This window comes from Paraburkholderia sp. RAU6.4a (assembly GCF_050435625.1).
Lineage (GTDB): Bacteria > Pseudomonadota > Gammaproteobacteria > Burkholderiales > Burkholderiaceae > Paraburkholderia > Paraburkholderia tuberum.
Map to the genome: position 1 here is coordinate 3023524 of NZ_JBNDKQ010000002.1, position 16252 is coordinate 3039775.

The following is a 16252-nucleotide window of genomic DNA, read 5'->3' on the forward strand; positions in this document are numbered from 1 at the left end:
GCACGACCAATGATTTTTGCCGAGGACGACGATGGACTGCGTTTTTTGCCGTGAAGACGGCGGCCATGTGCTGTGGCAGGACGACGCGCTGCGAGTCGTCCTCGCCGACGAACAAGACTACCCGGGTTTTTGCCGGGTCATCTGGAACGCTCACGTCGCCGAGTTTTCGGATCTTTCTGCCGACGAGCGCGATCACGTGATGAAGGCCGTGTACGCGGTCGAGCGTGCGCAGCGGCGCGTGATGCAGCCCGCGAAGGTCAATCTCGCGAGCCTCGGCAACCAGGTGCCGCACGTGCACTGGCACGTGATTCCGCGTTTCTCGAACGACGCGCATTTCCCCCTGCCGATCTGGGCGCCGCGCCAGCGCACGGTGTCCGAAGCGATGTTGTCGTCGCGCCGCGCGCACGCCACGCTGCTGCGCGAAGCCGTGCGGCAGGAAATTGAACAGGCGCTGGGCTGAGCGTCGCTGAACCCGTCGCCGCGCATCGCCGGACTGCCGTCGGCGTGCGAGGCGGCCGATCCGACGTTATCACCCGCCGTTATCTGATGAGGCCAACATGAGCGGATTGACTCCCGAGACGCCGGTGCCGACAGGCGTGATCTTGCATTCGAAGTCGCGCGTGCTCGAACTGCAGTACGCGAACGGCGAAGCGTATCGGCTACCGTTCGAACTGCTGCGCGTGTATTCGCCGTCGGCGGAAGTGATGGGCCACGGGCCCGGTCAGGAAACCCTGCAGACCGGCAAGCGCGACGTGACGATCACGATGATCGAAGGCGTCGGCAACTACGCGCTGCAACCGACCTTCTCCGATGGACACGCCACCGGTATCTACTCGTGGGACCTGCTGTACGACATGGCCGTGCGTCAGGATGAACTCTGGCGCGCGTATCTCGCCAAACTGGCAGCGGCCGGCATCGACCGCGACACGCCGATGGTGCCCGCCGCGGCTGCGCACGGGCACTGTCACTGATACGATTCGCCCCCGAACGCCGCTCGAGCGGCGCAACATTCAAGAACACGCGAAAGGACGAGCGCGATGAGCAAAACCCACTTCGGCTTTCAATCGGTCGACGAACAGGACAAGGCGCAGAAGGTGGCGGGGGTGTTCCACTCGGTGGCCGCCAACTACGACCTGATGAACGACCTGATGTCGGGCGGATTGCACCGGGCGTGGAAGGTGTTCACGATCGCCCAGGCGAACGTGCGGCCGGGCTACAAGGTGCTCGACATTGCGGGCGGCACGGGCGACCTGTCGAAAGCATTCGCGAAACAGGCGGGCGAAACGGGCGAGGTCTGGCATACCGACATCAATGAATCGATGCTGCGCGTGGGCCGCGACCGGCTGCTCGACAAGGGCATCATCACGCCGGCGCTGCTGTGCGATGCCGAGAAAATCCCGTTTCCGGACAACTACTTCGACGTCGTGACGGTCGCGTTCGGCTTGCGCAACATGACACATAAGGACATCGCGCTTGCCGAGATGCGTCGTGTGCTGAAACCGGCCGGGCGGCTGCTCGTGCTCGAGTTCTCGAAGGTATGGGATCCGCTGAAGAAGGTCTACGATCTGTATTCGTTCAAGGTGTTGCCGTGGCTCGGCGAGCGCTTCGCCAAGGACGCGGAAAGCTACCAGTACCTGGCGGAATCGATCCGCATGCATCCGGACCAGGAAACTTTGAAAACTATGATGGAACAAGCTGGTCTCGACGGCATCAAATATTACAATTTGTCAGCTGGCGTGGTAGCTTTGCATGTGGGGACCAAATACTAGAGTCCCTAACCCATCGATTTTTAAAGGAAAGTGCGAAATGTCCGATTCGAATTTGTTATCTACTCGTAAGGTTAAGGGGGCGCTGGCGAGAAGAATCGGACTGATCGCGATGGTCGGTCTGCTGATGGCCGGCACGCTTGCCTCTCTCGAAGCCGAAGCGCGCCGCATGGGCGGAGGCCGCAGCTTCGGCCGTCAATCGAACAGTCTGCAGCAGCAGCGCCAGACGCCGCCGCCGTCCCAGCCGGCGCAGAACAGTCAGGCCACGCAGCAGAGCGCGCAGGCGGCGGCTGCGACTAAGCCCACGCCGCCCGCCGCGCCGAACCGCAATCGCTGGCTCGGGCCCATCGCCGGTCTCGCGGCCGGTCTCGGCATCGCCGCATTGCTGTCGCATTTCGGGCTCGGCGAGGCGTTCGCCGGCATGTTCGCGAACGTGATCGTGATCGCGTTGATCGCGATTGTGGTGATCTGGCTCATCCGCCGCTTCACCGGCCGTAAGCGCGATGCGGCGCAGCCTGCCTACGCGGGCACGGCGCCGTCGCTGAACACGAAAGGCACCGACTATATTCAGGAGCCGCGTTACACGGCGCCGCCCACCGGCTCGTATCTCGAACCGCAGGGCAACCCGTTGACCACGCCATCGCTCGGCGCGACGCCGTCGGTGCCGGCCGGCTTCGATTCGGAAGCGTTTCTGCGCAACGCGAAGGTGTACTTCGTGCGCCTGCAGGCCGCGTGGGACGTCGGCAACGTCGAGGACATCCGCGAATTCACGACGCCGGAAATGTTCGCCGAAGTGCGCGTCGATCTCGCGTCGCGCAGCACACAGCCGAACCAGACCGACGTCGTGCAGTTGAACGCCGAGCTGCTCGGCGTCGAGGAGCGCGCGAACGAATCCTTCGCGAGCGTGCGCTTCTCCGGTTTGATCCGCGAGGAGCCTGGCGCGGCGGCCGAGCCGTTCGTCGAAGTCTGGAATCTGACGAAGGCGAACCGCACTGGCGAAGGCTGGCTGCTTGCCGGCATCCAGCAGGTCGAGCAACACTGACATGCCGACGCATCGAGTCGCGTTTGCCTCGAAAAGAGCCGGCCAGGGCATAGCGATGCCTCACCTCGCGCATGGCTTAGGCCGTTCGGCATAGCAGGCCGCGAAGCGAACGGACGTTACAATGGGAGCCCGCGCAAGCACCTCGCTCGCGCGGGTTTTTTCTTGCCACCTTCGATGACCCTCGCCGCCAAGCCCTTCGCTGCTGCTGTCAATCATCTGCTCGCCCGCGAATCGTGGGCCCGCGAGCGCCTCGCCCCGTACGCGGGCAAGACCGCTCGCCTGTCATGTCCGCCGGTTGTGCTCGCGCTGCTCGTGCAGCCTGATGGCTATCTCGCTACGCTCGACGAAGCCGATGCGCATCAGTTCGACGTGACGATCTCGGTGCCGTCCGACGCACTGCCGGCCTTCCTGCAAGGTGGCCAGGCGGCGGTGATGAAGCACGTGAAGATCGAGGGCGACGCCGAGTTCGCGACCGTGATCGCGAAGCTCGCCGAGCATCTGCGCTGGGAGCCGGAGGAAGATCTCGCGAAGCTGATCGGTGATGGACCCGCGTGGCGCATCACGTCGCTAGTCCGCTCAGTCGGCGAGCATGTGCAGCGCACCGGTCGCAATCTGCTCGACACCGCCGCCGAGTACCTGCTCGACGAAAATCCGCAGCTGGTGCGGCGCACCGCGCTCGCTGACTTCAACGTCGAGGTGGCGCGCGCGCGCGATTCGCTCGCGCGCGTCGAAAAGCGCATCGAGCGCATCGAACAGAAGGTCGAAGCCCGCGGCGCGCAAACGCCGGGCGGCGCCGCCACGTCGCGCGGCACGCGCTAGTCACCGGGCCCAGCCATGCGTTTTCTGCGTTTTCTCAAGATATTTTTCACGGTCATCCGCTTCGGCCTCGACGAAATGATGTTGAGCCGCATCAACGACCGGCGCGTGCGTCTGCTGCTGCGCATCACGACGCTTGGTCGCAAGTTCGATGCGCCGCCGGGGGTGCGTCTGCGGCTCGCGCTCGAAAGCCTCGGGCCGATCTTCGTCAAGTTCGGCCAGGTGCTGTCGACCCGTCGCGATCTGCTGCCGGTCGATATCGCCAACGAACTTGCCAAGCTGCAAGACCAGGTGCCGCCGTTCGATTCGGCGGTCGCGATCGCGCTCGTCGAGAAGTCGCTCGGCGCGCCGGTCGACGTGCTGTTCGACGATTTCGAGCGGGTCCCGGTCGCGAGCGCGTCGATCGCCCAGGTCCACTTCGCGAAGGTGAAGGCCGGCCAGCATGCGGGCAAGGCGGTCGCGGTGAAGGTGCTGCGCCCCAAGATGCTGCCGGTGATCGATTCCGACCTCGCGCTGTTGCGCGACATCGCCGTGTGGGCCGAGCGTCTGTGGGCCGACGGCAAGCGCCTGAAGCCGCGCGAGGTGGTCGCCGAATTCGACAAATACCTGCACGACGAACTCGACCTGATGCGCGAGGCCGCCAACGGCAGCCAGTTGCGGCGCAACTTCCTGGGGCTCGACCTGCTGCTCGTGCCCGAGATGTACTGGGAGTTCTGCACGCCCACGGTGCTCGTGATGGAGCGCATGGTCGGCGTGCCGATCAGCCAGGTCGATACGTTGCGCGCGGCGGGTGTCGACATCCCGAAGCTCGCGCGCGAGGGCGTCGAAATTTTCTTCACGCAGGTGTTCCGCGACGGCTTTTTCCACGCCGACATGCACCCCGGCAACATCCAGGTGAGCCTCGATCCCGCGCACTTCGGCCGCTATATCGCGCTCGACTTCGGCATCATCGGCGCGCTGTCGGACTTCGACAAAAACTACCTCGCGCAGAACTTCCTCGCGTTCTTCAAGCGCGACTACCATCGCGTCGCGACGCTGCATCTGGAGTCGGGCTGGGTGCCGCCGAGCACGCGCGTCGAGGAGCTCGAAAGCGCGATCCGCGCGGTCTGCGAACCGTATTTCGATCGCGCGCTGAAGGACATTTCTCTCGGCCAGGTGCTGATGCGTCTGTTCTCGACGTCGCGGCGCTTCAACGTCGAGATCCAGCCGCAGCTCGTGTTGCTGCAAAAGACGATGCTGAACGTGGAAGGCTTAGGCCGTTCGCTCGATCCCGAACTGGATCTGTGGAAGACCGCGAAGCCCTATCTCGAGCGCTGGATGAACGAGCAGATCGGCTTGCGCGGCTGGTACGAGCGTCTGAAGATCGAGGCGCCGCAGTGGAGCAAGACGCTGCCGCAGTTGCCGCGCCTCGTCCATAACATGCTGGCCGAGCGCCATCATCCGGTGGGCGGCGCGAACGACGACGTGATCCGCCAGATCCTGCTCGAGCAAAAGCGCACCAACCGTCTGCTGCAAGGCCTGCTGCTGTTCGGCGTGGCGGTCGGCGTCGGCGCGATGCTGGCGCGTGCGTTCCTGGTACTGGCTTATGGAGGTTAGATTCCGATGAGCGATCCGACCCAACCCGCCGCGCCCGATTTCGCAACCCGCGATCCCGACTCGCCCGAGTTCTGGGACGAACGCTTCGAGCGCCATTTCACGCCGTGGGATCAGGCGGGCGTGCCGTCCGCGTTTCGCGCGTTCGCCGAACGGCACCGCGACGTGGCCGTGCTGATTCCAGGCTGCGGCAGCGCGCACGAAGCGGTATGGCTCGCGCGCAAGGGCAACCCGGTACGCGCGATCGACTTCTCGCGTGCCGCCGTGGCGGCGGCACGCGAGCAGCTCGGCGCGCATGCATCGCTGGTCGAACAGGCGGATTTCTTCACCTATGCGCCACCGTTCGCACCGGCATGGATCTATGAGCGCGCATTCTTCTGCGCGCTGCCGCCGGCGCGCCGCGCCGACTACGCGCAGCGCATGGCCGAACTGCTGCCGGCCGGCGGGTTGCTGGCGGGCATCTTTTTCATCGGCGCGACGCCGAAAGGGCCGCCGTTCGGCGTCGAACGCGGCGAGCTCGATGCGCTGCTCACGCCACACTTCGAGCTGGTCGAAGACGAAGCGGTCGACGACTCGATCGCCGTATTCGCCGGACGCGAGCGCTGGCTCACCTGGCGGCGTCGCGGCTAACGCCACGCGCGCCGCTCTTGAGAGGTCCGGGGGTCGTCCCCATCTGGCGCGGTGGCGGGCGCGTCGTGCGTCCGCTTCCCGAAATCCGGGGAACGGACATCGTTTGCGGCTATAATTCAAGGCTTTGCAAGCGTTTACAAGATTTCAGTAGGCATTTGGAGTAAGAGAGGATCATGCCGATCTACGCTTATCGTTGCGGGTCATGCGGTTTCGGGAAGGACGTGCTCCAGAAGATGAGCGACCCCCAGTTGACGCAGTGTCCCGAGTGCGGAAAAGACACCTTTAGCAAACAACTCACCGCCGCCGGCTTCCAGTTGAAGGGCTCCGGCTGGTACGTGACCGATTTCCGCAGCGGCACGAGCGCGCCGGCCGCGTCGGAAGCGAAGTCCGAGCCGGCCGCAGCCGCTGCCCCGGCTGCATCGGCTGCCGTGCCCGCGGCGCCCGCCGCCACGAGCCCGAGCGGTTCCAGCAGCGCCTAGTGGGACTGCCGCCCCGCGCGGGCGGCGTATCTACCGCGCATGGGCTTCGGCCCGCGCAGCTTTCTGGCGGTACACATGACGACGAAGAAATTCACGCTCAAATCGGTGTTTCTGACCGGCCTGCTGGTGCTGGTGCCTCTGGCCATCACACTGTGGGTGCTCGGCCTGATCATCGGCACGATGGACCAGACGCTGTTGCTGCTGCCTACCTCGTGGCAGCCGGAACGCACGATCGGCTATCGCTTGCCGGGCCTCGGCGCGGTGCTCACGCTCGCGTTCATCTTCGTCGTCGGGCTGTTGACGCAGAACTTCATTGGGCAGAAGCTCGTGAAGTGGTGGGAACTGCTGGTCGCGCACATTCCGGTGGTCGGCCCGCTCTACACCAGCGTGAAGCAGGTGTCCGACACGCTGCTGTCGAGCAGTGGCAATGCATTCCGCAAGGCGCTGCTGATCGAGTATCCGCGCCGCGGGTCCTATACGATTGCGTTTCTGACCGGCATCCCGGGCGGCGACGTGGCCAACCATCTGAAGGAAGATTACGTCAGCGTATACGTGCCGACCACGCCGAACCCGACGTCCGGCTTCTTCCTGATGGTGCCGAAAAGCGAAGTGATCGAGCTCGACATGACGGTCGACGCCGCGCTCAAGTACATTGTCTCGATGGGCGTCGTGGCGCCGTCTGCGCCACCGCCGGCGCCGGTGCGCCGCGCCACCGTCGAGCCCCCGCTCTAATGCCGGCGCGCAACGCTTCATGCAGGATCGTCTGCGGCGCGTCGTTCAACCAATGCAAAACGAAAGACAAACATCATGTCGATGAGATCTGAATACTGCGGTCTGGTGACCGAAGAACTGCTGGGCCAATCCGTCTCGCTGTGCGGCTGGGTAAGCCGCCGCCGCGACCATGGCGGCGTCATCTTCATCGACTTGCGCGATCGCGAAGGGCTCGTTCAGGTCGTCTGCGATCCGGATCGCGCTGACATGTTCAAGGTCGCCGAAGGCGTGCGCAACGAGTTCTGCGTGCAGGTCAAGGGCATCGTGCGCGGCCGTCCGGAAGGCACGACCAATGCCTCGCTGAAGAGCGGCAAGATCGAAGTGCTGTGCCACGAGCTGATCGTGCTGAACGCGTCGGTCACGCCGCCGTTCCAGCTCGACGATGACAACCTGTCGGAAACCACGCGCCTCACCCATCGTGTGCTCGACCTGCGCCGTCCGCAGATGCAGCACAACCTGCGTCTGCGCTACCGCGTCGCGATCGAAGTGCGCAAATACCTCGACGAGCAGGGCTTCATCGACATCGAAACGCCGATGCTCACGAAGAGCACGCCGGAAGGCGCGCGCGACTACCTCGTGCCGTCGCGCACGAACCCGGGCCAGTTCTTCGCGCTGCCGCAGTCGCCGCAGCTGTTCAAGCAGCTGCTGATGGTCGCGAACTTCGACCGTTACTACCAGATCACCAAGTGCTTCCGCGACGAAGACCTGCGCGCCGACCGTCAGCCGGAATTCACGCAGATCGACTGCGAGACCTCGTTCCTGTCGGAACAGGAAATCCGCGATCTGTTCGAGGCGATGATCCGTCACGTGTTCAGGACGACGATCGGCGTCGAGCTCGACCAGAAATTCCCGGTCATGGAATACGCGGAAGCGATGCGCCGCTTCGGTTCGGACAAGCCGGACCTGCGCGTGAAGCTCGAGTTCACCGAGTTGACCGATGCGATGCGCGACGTCGACTTCAAGGTGTTCAGCACCCCGGCCAACACGAAGGACGGCCGTGTCGCGGCGCTGCGCGTGCCGAAGGGCGGCGAGCTGTCGCGCGGCGACATCGACAGCTATACGGAATTCGTGCGCATCTACGGGGCGAAAGGCCTCGCATGGATCAAGGTCAATGAAACGGCGAAGGGCCGTGACGGCCTGCAAAGCCCGATCGTGAAGAACCTGCACGACGAAGCGCTGAAGGCGATCATCGAGCGCACCGGCGCACAAGACGGCGACATCATCTTCTTCGCGTCGGATCGCGCGAAGGTCGTCAACGACAGCCTCGGCGCGCTGCGTCTGAAGATCGGTCATTCGGAATTCGGCAAGGCCAACGGCCTCGTCGAGTCCGGCTGGAAGCCGCTGTGGGTCGTCGACTTTCCGATGTTCGAATACGACGAGGAAGACAACCGCTACGTCGCCGCGCATCACCCGTTCACGAGCCCGAAGGACGAGCACCTCGAGTACCTCGAAACGGACCCCGCGCGCTGCCTCGCGAAGGCCTACGACATGGTGCTGAACGGCTGGGAAATCGGCGGCGGCTCGGTGCGTATCTACCGTGAGGAAGTGCAGAGCAAGGTGTTCCGCGCGCTGAAGATCAACGCGGAAGAAGCGCAGGCGAAGTTCGGCTTCCTGCTCGACGCGCTGCAATACGGCGCGCCGCCGCACGGCGGTATCGCGTTCGGTCTGGACCGCATCGTCACGATGATGGCCGGCGCCGACTCGATCCGCGACGTGATCGCGTTCCCGAAGACGCAACGCGCGCAGGATCTGCTCACGCAGGCGCCGAGCGAAGTCGACGAGCGTCAGCTGCGCGAGCTGCACATCCGTCTGCGTACGCCGGAACCGAAGGCATAAAACCGCGGCCGCTGCACGCGGCCGGCAAGCGGTCTTGCGTGTGCCGGCCAGCGGGCCGGCGGCCGCAAAAAAACCACACGAGCGAAACGAAAAGGCGCTGAGGTGATCTCCACCTCAGCGCCTTTTTCAATTTTTGCGTTACAGTGAAGCCACCGCTTTCCAGACCCTTTCGACCGTCATCCGACATGTATCGCGCGTATCGTCGCGCCCAGTTTGAGCCATGCCGAAACCGCCGAAAATTCCGCAGTCCGTCCTCGTCATCATTCATACGCCTGCGCTCGACGTGCTGCTGCTCGAGCGCGCCGATCATGCGGCGTTCTGGCAGTCGGTGACGGGTTCGAAAGACCGGCTCGACGAACCGCTCGCCGACACGGCGGTGCGCGAAGTCGGCGAGGAAACCGGCATCATGATCGGCGGCGCACTGGTGCCGCGCAGCGGGTTGTTCGACTGGCACTACTCGATCGACTACGAGATCTACCCGGAATTTCGTTACCGCTACGAAGCGGGCGTGCTCTACAACACCGAGCACTGGTTCAGCCTGCAGGTCCCCGAGTGCATCGACGTGACGCTCGCGCCGCGCGAACACACCGCGTATATGTGGCTGCCATATGAAGAGGCCGCATCGCGCTGCTTTTCGTCGTCGAATGCCGATGCGATCCTGCAGTTGCCGCGCCGGCTCGCCGCACGCCCGGTCGACCCGCAATCCGGCCCGCTGGCCGGGGAGCGTGGCCAGTGAGCGCAGGCGGCTCGGGCCGTTTGGCGCGTCTGCGGCACACGTTGCTCGGCCGTCGTTACTGGCAGCGCTACCGCTTCACCAGTAACAACGAGGTCGAGCTGCTGCGCTCCGGCGACGATTTCTTCGACGCGCTGATCGAGCGCATCGACGCGGCCGAGCACAACGTCGCGCTCGAAACCTATATCTTCTGCGACGACGAAGCCGGCCACGCGGTCAGCGAGGCGCTGCTTCGCGCTGCCGCGCGCGGCGTCAGAGTGCGCGTGATCACCGATGGCGTCGGCACCGCGCGCCTGAAGATGTTCGAGCAATGGCCGGCCGGCGGCATCGAGCATCGCATCTACAACCCGCATCTGTTCGGCCGCTTCGGCTTTTCGCGCACGCACCGCAAGCTCGCGGTGATCGACGATCAGATCGCGTATTGCGGCGGCATCAATATCGTCGACGATTACGAGAACAACGGCGAGAAGCTGCCGTACCGGCGCTGGGACTTCGCGGTCGAGCTGCGCGGGCCGGTGGTCGCCGACGTGCGCGATGCGATCGACGTGCAGTGGCGGCGGATTCGCGTCGGCCATCGGCCGCTCGATTCGATGAAGCCCGACCTGTCGTCGCAGGACGCCAACTCGCTTGGCAGTCTGCGCAGACGCCGGCGACGCCGCAACGAGGCACTGTGGGCCGGCGGCGAGCCGTGCGTCGCATTCGTCGCGCGCGATAACCTGATCAACCGCCGCGCGATCGAAAAAGCTTATCTGGCCGCGATCGGCCAGGCGCGCCATGAAATCCTGCTCGCGAATCCGTACTTCATGCCGGGACGCAAGCTGCGTCGCGCGCTGGTGTTCGCGGCGCGGCGCGGCGTGGTCGTGAAGCTGATCATCGGGCGCAAGGAGTTCAAGGCGCTCGATTACGCCGTGCCGTTCCTGTACCACGCGCTGTTGCGCGCAGGCGTGCAGATCGCCGAATACGAGAAGACGCTGCTACACGGCAAGGTCGCGGTGGTCGATTCGAACTGGGGCACGGTCGGTTCGTCGAATCTCGATGCGCTCAGCCTGATGCTGAACAATGAAGCGAACGTCGTGCTCGTGAACGATCCGTCGATCCCCAAACTGCGCGACGCGATTCTCGACGCGTTCACGGACGCGCGCCCAATCGATGAAGCGCACTACGAATCGCGACCGGCGCGCGTGCGCGCGTTGAGCTGGATCGCGTACACGAGCTACCGCGTCGCGATGAAGCTGCTGACGGTCGGCGGCTACGACTAATACCGCTCGCACGAGAGCCCGCGCTTGCCGCATCATGTCGGCCATCAATCGGCGCCAGCGAGCCGGGGCAAAGAAATAGAACACGCGCGAGAACACGCGCGCGCCGATCGGCAACCATCGAGTCAAGGCAAACGCCTCTAAAAATCTGATTGATCTGATGGTCGAAAGCCGCAAAATTAGAAGCCGGTTAGAAACCGGTTTCTAATAAAGTCCTTGTTTCGCGGACGGCAAGCACTCAATAATAGTACGGCCGTTCGATTTTCAATTCGGTCACATTAGAACGGTAAAACAGCTATGCGAAAAGGCGAACAAACCCGAGCCGCGATTCTCGACGCAGCACTCGATCTGGCAGGCCGAGACGGACTGGAAGGTCTGACGATTGGTCTGCTGGCCGAGCGCATGCAGATGAGCAAGAGCGGTGTGTTCGCGCATTTCGGGTCGCGCGAGGATCTGCAGATCGAGGTCGTGCGCGAATACCACCGCCGTTTCGAAGAAGAGGTGTTTTTCCCGAGCCTGCGCGAGCCGCGTGGTCTGCCGCGCTTGCGCGCGATGATTTCCCGCTGGATCGAGAAACGCATTCAGGAAGTCACGACCGGCTGCATCTACATCAGCGGCGCCGTCGAATACGACGACCGCGCGGACAGCCAGGTGCGCGAGCAGTTGGTGTCGAGCGTGACGACGTGGCGTGCGGCACTCACGCGTGCGATCTCGCAAGCGATGGAAGAAGGGCATCTGCGCGCCGATACCGACCCGCAGCTGATGCTGTTCGAACTGTATAGCGTCACGCTCGGCCTGCATCACGACGCGCGCTTTCTGCATCTGCCGGATGCGGTGCGTCTCACGTGGGCCGCGCTGGAAAAACTGATTAATTCGTATCAAAGCGAAAGCCGTTAGCGGCGTCGCCGGAATCTACCGGAAACGCGCGGCGCAGAAGGTCCGACCACGGGCCCGGCCAACGGCCTGGCTTTTTGTCAAACCAGGGAGAGAGAGTCATGGGACAGTACGCCGCGCCGCTGCGCGACATGCAATTCGTGTTGCACGAACTGCTCAACGTCGAGGCTGAACTTCGGCAAATGCCGAAGCACGCCGAACTCGACGCCAACACGATCAACGCGGTGCTCGAGGAAGCCGGCAAGTTCTGCTCCGAAGTGCTGTTCCCGCTCAACCACAGCGGCGACCAGGAAGGCTGCACGTATGCCGGCGACGGCGTCGTGACCACGCCGAAGGGCTTCAAGGAAGCCTATCGGCAATACGTCGAAGCCGGCTGGCCGGCGCTCGGTTGCGACCCGGAATTCGGCGGCCAGGGACTGCCCGCGTTCGTCAACAACGCGCTCTATGAAATGCTGAACTCGGCGAATCAGGCGTGGACGATGTATCCGGGCCTGTCGCACGGCGCGTACGAATGCCTGCACGCGCACGGCACGCCGGAACTGCAGCAGCGCTATCTGCCGAAGCTCGTCGCAGGCGTCTGGACCGGCACGATGTGTCTGACCGAGCCGCATTGCGGCACCGACCTCGGCATTCTGCGCTCGAAGGCCGAGCCGAACGGCGACGGCTCGTACTCGATCAGCGGCACGAAGATTTTTATTTCGAGCGGCGAGCATGACATGGCGGAGAACATCGTTCACCTCGTGCTCGCGCGTCTGCCGGATGCGCCGAAGGGCACCAAGGGGATTTCGCTGTTCATCGTGCCGAAGTTCGTGCCGAACGAAGCGGGTGAGCCCGGTGAGCGCAACGGCGTGAAGTGCGGTTCGATCGAGCACAAGATGGGCATCCACGGCAACGCGACCTGTGTGATCAATCTCGACAACGCGAAGGGCTGGATGGTCGGCGAGCCGAACAAAGGTCTGAACGCGATGTTCGTGATGATGAACGCCGCGCGTCTCGGCGTCGGCATGCAGAGCCTCGGTCTCACGGAAGTCGCATATCAGAACTCGCTCACGTACGCGAAAGAGCGGCTGCAGATGCGTTCGCTGACCGGCCCGAAGGCGCCGGAAAAGGCCGCCGATCCGATCATCGTGCATCCGGACGTGCGCCGCATGCTGCTCACGCAGAAGGCCTACGCCGAAGCCGGCCGCGCGTTCTCGTACTGGTCGGCGCTGCAGATCGACAAGGAGCTGTCGCACGCCGACGAAGCCGAGCGCAAGGAAGCCGCCGACCTCGTCGCGCTGCTCACGCCGATCCTGAAGGCGTTCCTGTCGGACAACGCGTTCGAAGGCACCAATCACGCGATGCAGATCTACGGCGGCCACGGCTTCATCGCCGAATGGGGCATGGAGCAGTACGTGCGCGACGCGCGCATCAACATGATCTACGAAGGCACCAACGGCATCCAGTCGCTCGACCTGCTCGGCCGCAAGGTGCTCGGCGACATGGGCGCGAAGATGAAGAAGTTCGGCAAGCTCGTCGCCGAATTCGTCGAAGCCGAAGGCATCAAGCCGGAGATGCAGGAGTTCGTGAACCCGCTCGCCGAGATCGGCGAAAAGGTGCAGAAACTGACGATGGAAATCGGCATGAAGGCGATGCAGAACCCGGACGAAGTCGGCGCCGCGGCCGTGCCGTATCTGCGCACGGTCGGCCATCTGGTGTTCTCGTACTTCTGGGCGCGCATGGCTCGTATCGCGCTCGACAAACAGGCGTCGGGCGATCCGTTCTACAAGGCGAAGCTCGCGACCGCGCGCTTCTACTTCGCGAAGCTGCTGCCCGAAACGGCGATGACGATCCGCCAGGCGCGCGCCGGTTCGAAGCCGATGATGGACGTCGAAGAAGCGTTGTTCTGACGCTCGCACATCGAGCGAGGCCACACACATCGCGCGAAGCATGGCTGACGCTTCGCGCCATCGCACAACTCTCCGGAGAAACGACGTGAGCAATCTGATCATTCGCAAGGTAGCCGTGCTCGGCGCCGGCGTGATGGGCGCGCAGATCGCCGCGCACCTGATCAACGCCAAGGTGCCCGTGCTGCTGTTCGACCTGCCAGCCAGGGAAGGCCCGAAGAACGGGATCGCGCTGAAGGCGATCGAAAATCTGAAGAAGCTGTCGCCGGCGCCGTTCGGCGTGAAGGACGACGCGCAATACATCCAGCCCGCGAACTACGACGACGACATCGACAAGCTCGCCGAGTGCGACGTCGTGATCGAAGCGATCGCCGAACGTATGGACTGGAAGCACGACCTGTACAAAAAGGTCGCGCCGCACATCGGCCCGAACGCGATTTTCGCGACCAACACGTCGGGGCTGTCGATCACCGCACTGTCAGAAGGTTTCGCGGACGAGCTGAAGGCGCGCTTTTGCGGCGTGCACTTCTTCAATCCGCCGCGCTACATGCATCTGGTCGAACTGATCCCGACCGCGACGACGCGTCCGGAAATTCTCGATCAGCTCGAGACCTTCCTGACCAGCGTGGTCGGCAAGGGCGTCGTGCGCGCGAAAGATACGCCGAACTTCATTGCGAACCGCGTCGGCGTGTTCTCGATCCTTGCGGTCATTGCCGAAGCCGCGAAGTTCGGCCTGCGTTTCGATGAAGTGGACGACCTGACCGGCGCGCGCCTCGGCCGCGCGAAGTCGGCGACGTTCCGCACCGCCGACGTGGTCGGTCTCGACACGATGGCGCACGTGATCAAGACGATGCAGGACACGCTGCCGGACGATCCGTTTCTGCCGGTCTACGAAACGCCGGCCGTGCTCGCCGAACTGGTGCAGAAGGGCGCGCTCGGCCAGAAGACCGGCGCCGGCTTCTACAGGAAGGAAGGCAAGGCGATCAAGGTGCTCGATCCGAACACGGGTGCATATATCGACGGCGGCGGGAAGGCAGACGAACTCGTCGGCCGCATTCTGAAGCGTCCGGCTGCCGAGCGTCTGAAGCTGCTGCGCGAAACGCAGCACCCGCAGGCGCAGTTCCTGTGGTCGATCTTCCGCGACGTCTATCACTACATCGCCGTGCATCTGGAATCGATCGCCGACAATGCGCGCGACGTCGATCTCGCGATCCGCTGGGGCTTCGGCTGGAACGAAGGTCCGTTCGAAGGCTGGCAGACGGCCGGCTGGAAGCAGGTCGCCGAATGGGTGCAGGAAGACATCGCGGCGGGCAAGGCGCTCGCCAACGTGCCGCTGCCGTCGTGGGTGCTCGAAGGCGCGGTTGACGAGAAGGGCGGCGTGCACACGGCCGAAGGCTCGTGGTCGCCGGCCACGCAGACCTTCGTGCCGCGCTCGTCGCTCGACGTGTACGGCAAGCAGGTGTTCCGCGCGCCGCTCGTCGGCGAAACCGGCGCCGATCCGAAGACCTACGGCAAGACGCTGTTCGAGACCGATGCGGTGCGCGCATGGGCCGACGATCGCGCGGGCGAGGACGACGTGCTGATCGTGTCGTTCAAGAGCAAGATGAACACGATCGGACCGGCGGTGATCGAAGGGCTCACGCAGGCGATCGAACTGGCCGAGAAGGACTACAAGGGCCTCGTCGTGTGGCAGCCCACATCGCTGAAGCTCGGCACGCCGGGCGGTCCGTTCTCGGCGGGCGCGAACCTCGAAGAAGCGATGCCCGCGTTCATGATGGGCGGCGCGAAGGGCATCGAGCCGTTCGTGAGGAATTTCCAGCAGGGCATGCTGCGCGTCAAGTACGCGAACGTGCCGGTGATCTCGGCGATCTCGGGCATCGCGCTCGGCGGCGGCTGCGAGCTCGCTCTGCACAGCGCGAAGCGCGTCGCGCACATCGAGAGCTATCTGGGTCTCGTCGAAGTCGGCGTGGGTCTCGTGCCGGCGGGCGGCGGCCTGAAGGAAGCGGCGCTGCGCGCGGCCGAAGCGGCAAGCCAGGTCGGCGCGACGAGCGATCTGCTGAAATTCCTGCAGAAGTCGTTCGAGAACGCGGCGATGGCGAAGGTGTCGGCTTCCGCGCTCGACGCCCGCGCGATGGGCTACCTGAAGCCTTCCGACACGATCGTCTTCAATGTGTTCGAACTGCTCGACGTCGCGAAGAAGGAAGCGCGCGCGCTCGCCGCGGCGGGCTACCGTGCGCCGCTGCGCGCGACCCAGGTGCCGGTCGCGGGCCGCTCGGCGATCTCGACGATCAAGGCGTCGCTCGTCAACATGCGCGACGGCCGCTTCATCAGCGAGCATGATTTCCTGATCGCGAGCCGCATCGCGGAAGCGGTGTGCGGCGGCGACGTCGAAGCGGGCAGCCTCGTCGACGAAGAATGGCTGCTGCAACTCGAGCGTCGCGCGTTCGTCGAGCTGCTCGGCACGCAGAAGACGCAGGAACGGATCATGGGCATGCTGCAGACCGGCAAGCCGGTGCGCAACTAAGCGGCGACCGCACAACGTGCATGGGA

General features: G+C 64.2%; 15 protein-coding genes. All 15 read left to right on the plus strand.

Translation table 11 applies throughout. From position 1 onward, the window contains the following. Positions 1 to 31: 31 nt before the first annotated feature. The 15 genes from OKW40_RS18780 (at position 32) to OKW40_RS18850 (ending at position 16226) form a co-directional block, all read left to right on the plus strand. Positions 32 to 460 carry an HIT family protein gene (locus OKW40_RS18780; protein ID WP_184062416.1) on the plus strand — a complete coding sequence of 143 codons (429 nt, stop codon included), beginning with the start codon at positions 32 to 34 and terminating at the stop codon, positions 458 to 460. Between the two features lie 97 nt (positions 461 to 557). Beyond that, positions 558 to 971: a gamma-butyrobetaine hydroxylase-like domain-containing protein gene (locus tag OKW40_RS18785; protein WP_018419393.1), complete on the plus strand. Its 414-nt coding sequence runs from the start codon at positions 558 to 560 to the stop codon at positions 969 to 971. 66 nt (positions 972 to 1037) lie between these two features. Next, on the plus strand, positions 1038 to 1769 hold the full coding sequence (ubiE, locus tag OKW40_RS18790) for a bifunctional demethylmenaquinone methyltransferase/2-methoxy-6-polyprenyl-1,4-benzoquinol methylase UbiE (protein ID WP_429490941.1): 732 nt from the start codon (positions 1038 to 1040) through the stop codon (positions 1767 to 1769). A 37-nt stretch (positions 1770 to 1806) separates the two neighbouring features. Beyond that, positions 1807 to 2808 (plus strand): TIM44-like domain-containing protein, encoded by a 1002-nt coding sequence (locus OKW40_RS18795; RefSeq protein ID WP_429490943.1) that lies wholly within the window; start codon positions 1807 to 1809, stop codon positions 2806 to 2808. Positions 2809 to 2982: 174 nt separating this feature from the next. Continuing rightward, a complete protein-coding gene (locus OKW40_RS18800; RefSeq protein ID WP_429490944.1) occupies positions 2983 to 3627 on the plus strand; it encodes a ubiquinone biosynthesis accessory factor UbiJ in 645 nt (214 codons plus the stop codon). 15 nt (positions 3628 to 3642) lie between these two features. Continuing rightward, complete coding sequence (gene ubiB, locus OKW40_RS18805) at positions 3643 to 5220, plus strand: ubiquinone biosynthesis regulatory protein kinase UbiB (RefSeq protein WP_187611162.1); 1578 nt, start codon at positions 3643 to 3645, stop codon at positions 5218 to 5220. Positions 5221 to 5226: 6 nt separating this feature from the next. After that, the gene (locus OKW40_RS18810; protein ID WP_429490945.1) at positions 5227 to 5847 is read left to right on the plus strand and encodes a thiopurine S-methyltransferase; all 621 of its coding nucleotides are present in this window, start codon (positions 5227 to 5229) and stop codon (positions 5845 to 5847) included. A gap of 173 nt (positions 5848 to 6020) precedes the next feature. After that, positions 6021 to 6326 carry an FmdB family zinc ribbon protein gene (locus OKW40_RS18815; protein WP_184062406.1) on the plus strand — a complete coding sequence of 102 codons (306 nt, stop codon included), beginning with the start codon at positions 6021 to 6023 and terminating at the stop codon, positions 6324 to 6326. 75 nt (positions 6327 to 6401) lie between these two features. After that, entirely contained in the window at positions 6402 to 7058 is a 657-nt protein-coding gene (locus OKW40_RS18820) for a DUF502 domain-containing protein (protein ID WP_026225597.1), read from the plus strand. 75 nt (positions 7059 to 7133) lie between these two features. Continuing rightward, positions 7134 to 8933 carry an aspartate--tRNA ligase gene (gene aspS / locus OKW40_RS18825; protein WP_429356583.1) on the plus strand — a complete coding sequence of 600 codons (1800 nt, stop codon included), beginning with the start codon at positions 7134 to 7136 and terminating at the stop codon, positions 8931 to 8933. Between the two features lie 220 nt (positions 8934 to 9153). Next, entirely contained in the window at positions 9154 to 9669 is a 516-nt protein-coding gene (nudB, locus tag OKW40_RS18830) for a dihydroneopterin triphosphate diphosphatase (protein ID WP_090803007.1), read from the plus strand. Beyond that, on the plus strand, positions 9666 to 10925 hold the full coding sequence (clsB, locus tag OKW40_RS18835) for a cardiolipin synthase ClsB (protein WP_184062400.1): 1260 nt from the start codon (positions 9666 to 9668) through the stop codon (positions 10923 to 10925). Before nudB ends, clsB begins: the two co-directional genes overlap by 4 nt. 294 nt (positions 10926 to 11219) lie before the next feature. After that, complete coding sequence (locus tag OKW40_RS18840; RefSeq protein WP_090803011.1) at positions 11220 to 11819, plus strand: TetR/AcrR family transcriptional regulator; 600 nt, start codon at positions 11220 to 11222, stop codon at positions 11817 to 11819. A 98-nt stretch (positions 11820 to 11917) separates the two neighbouring features. Further along, positions 11918 to 13705, plus strand: a complete 1788-nt coding sequence (locus OKW40_RS18845; protein ID WP_184062398.1) for an acyl-CoA dehydrogenase C-terminal domain-containing protein — start codon at positions 11918 to 11920, stop codon at positions 13703 to 13705. A gap of 85 nt (positions 13706 to 13790) precedes the next feature. Then, entirely contained in the window at positions 13791 to 16226 is a 2436-nt protein-coding gene (locus OKW40_RS18850; protein ID WP_429490947.1) for a 3-hydroxyacyl-CoA dehydrogenase/enoyl-CoA hydratase family protein, read from the plus strand. Positions 16227 to 16252 lie beyond the last annotated feature (26 nt).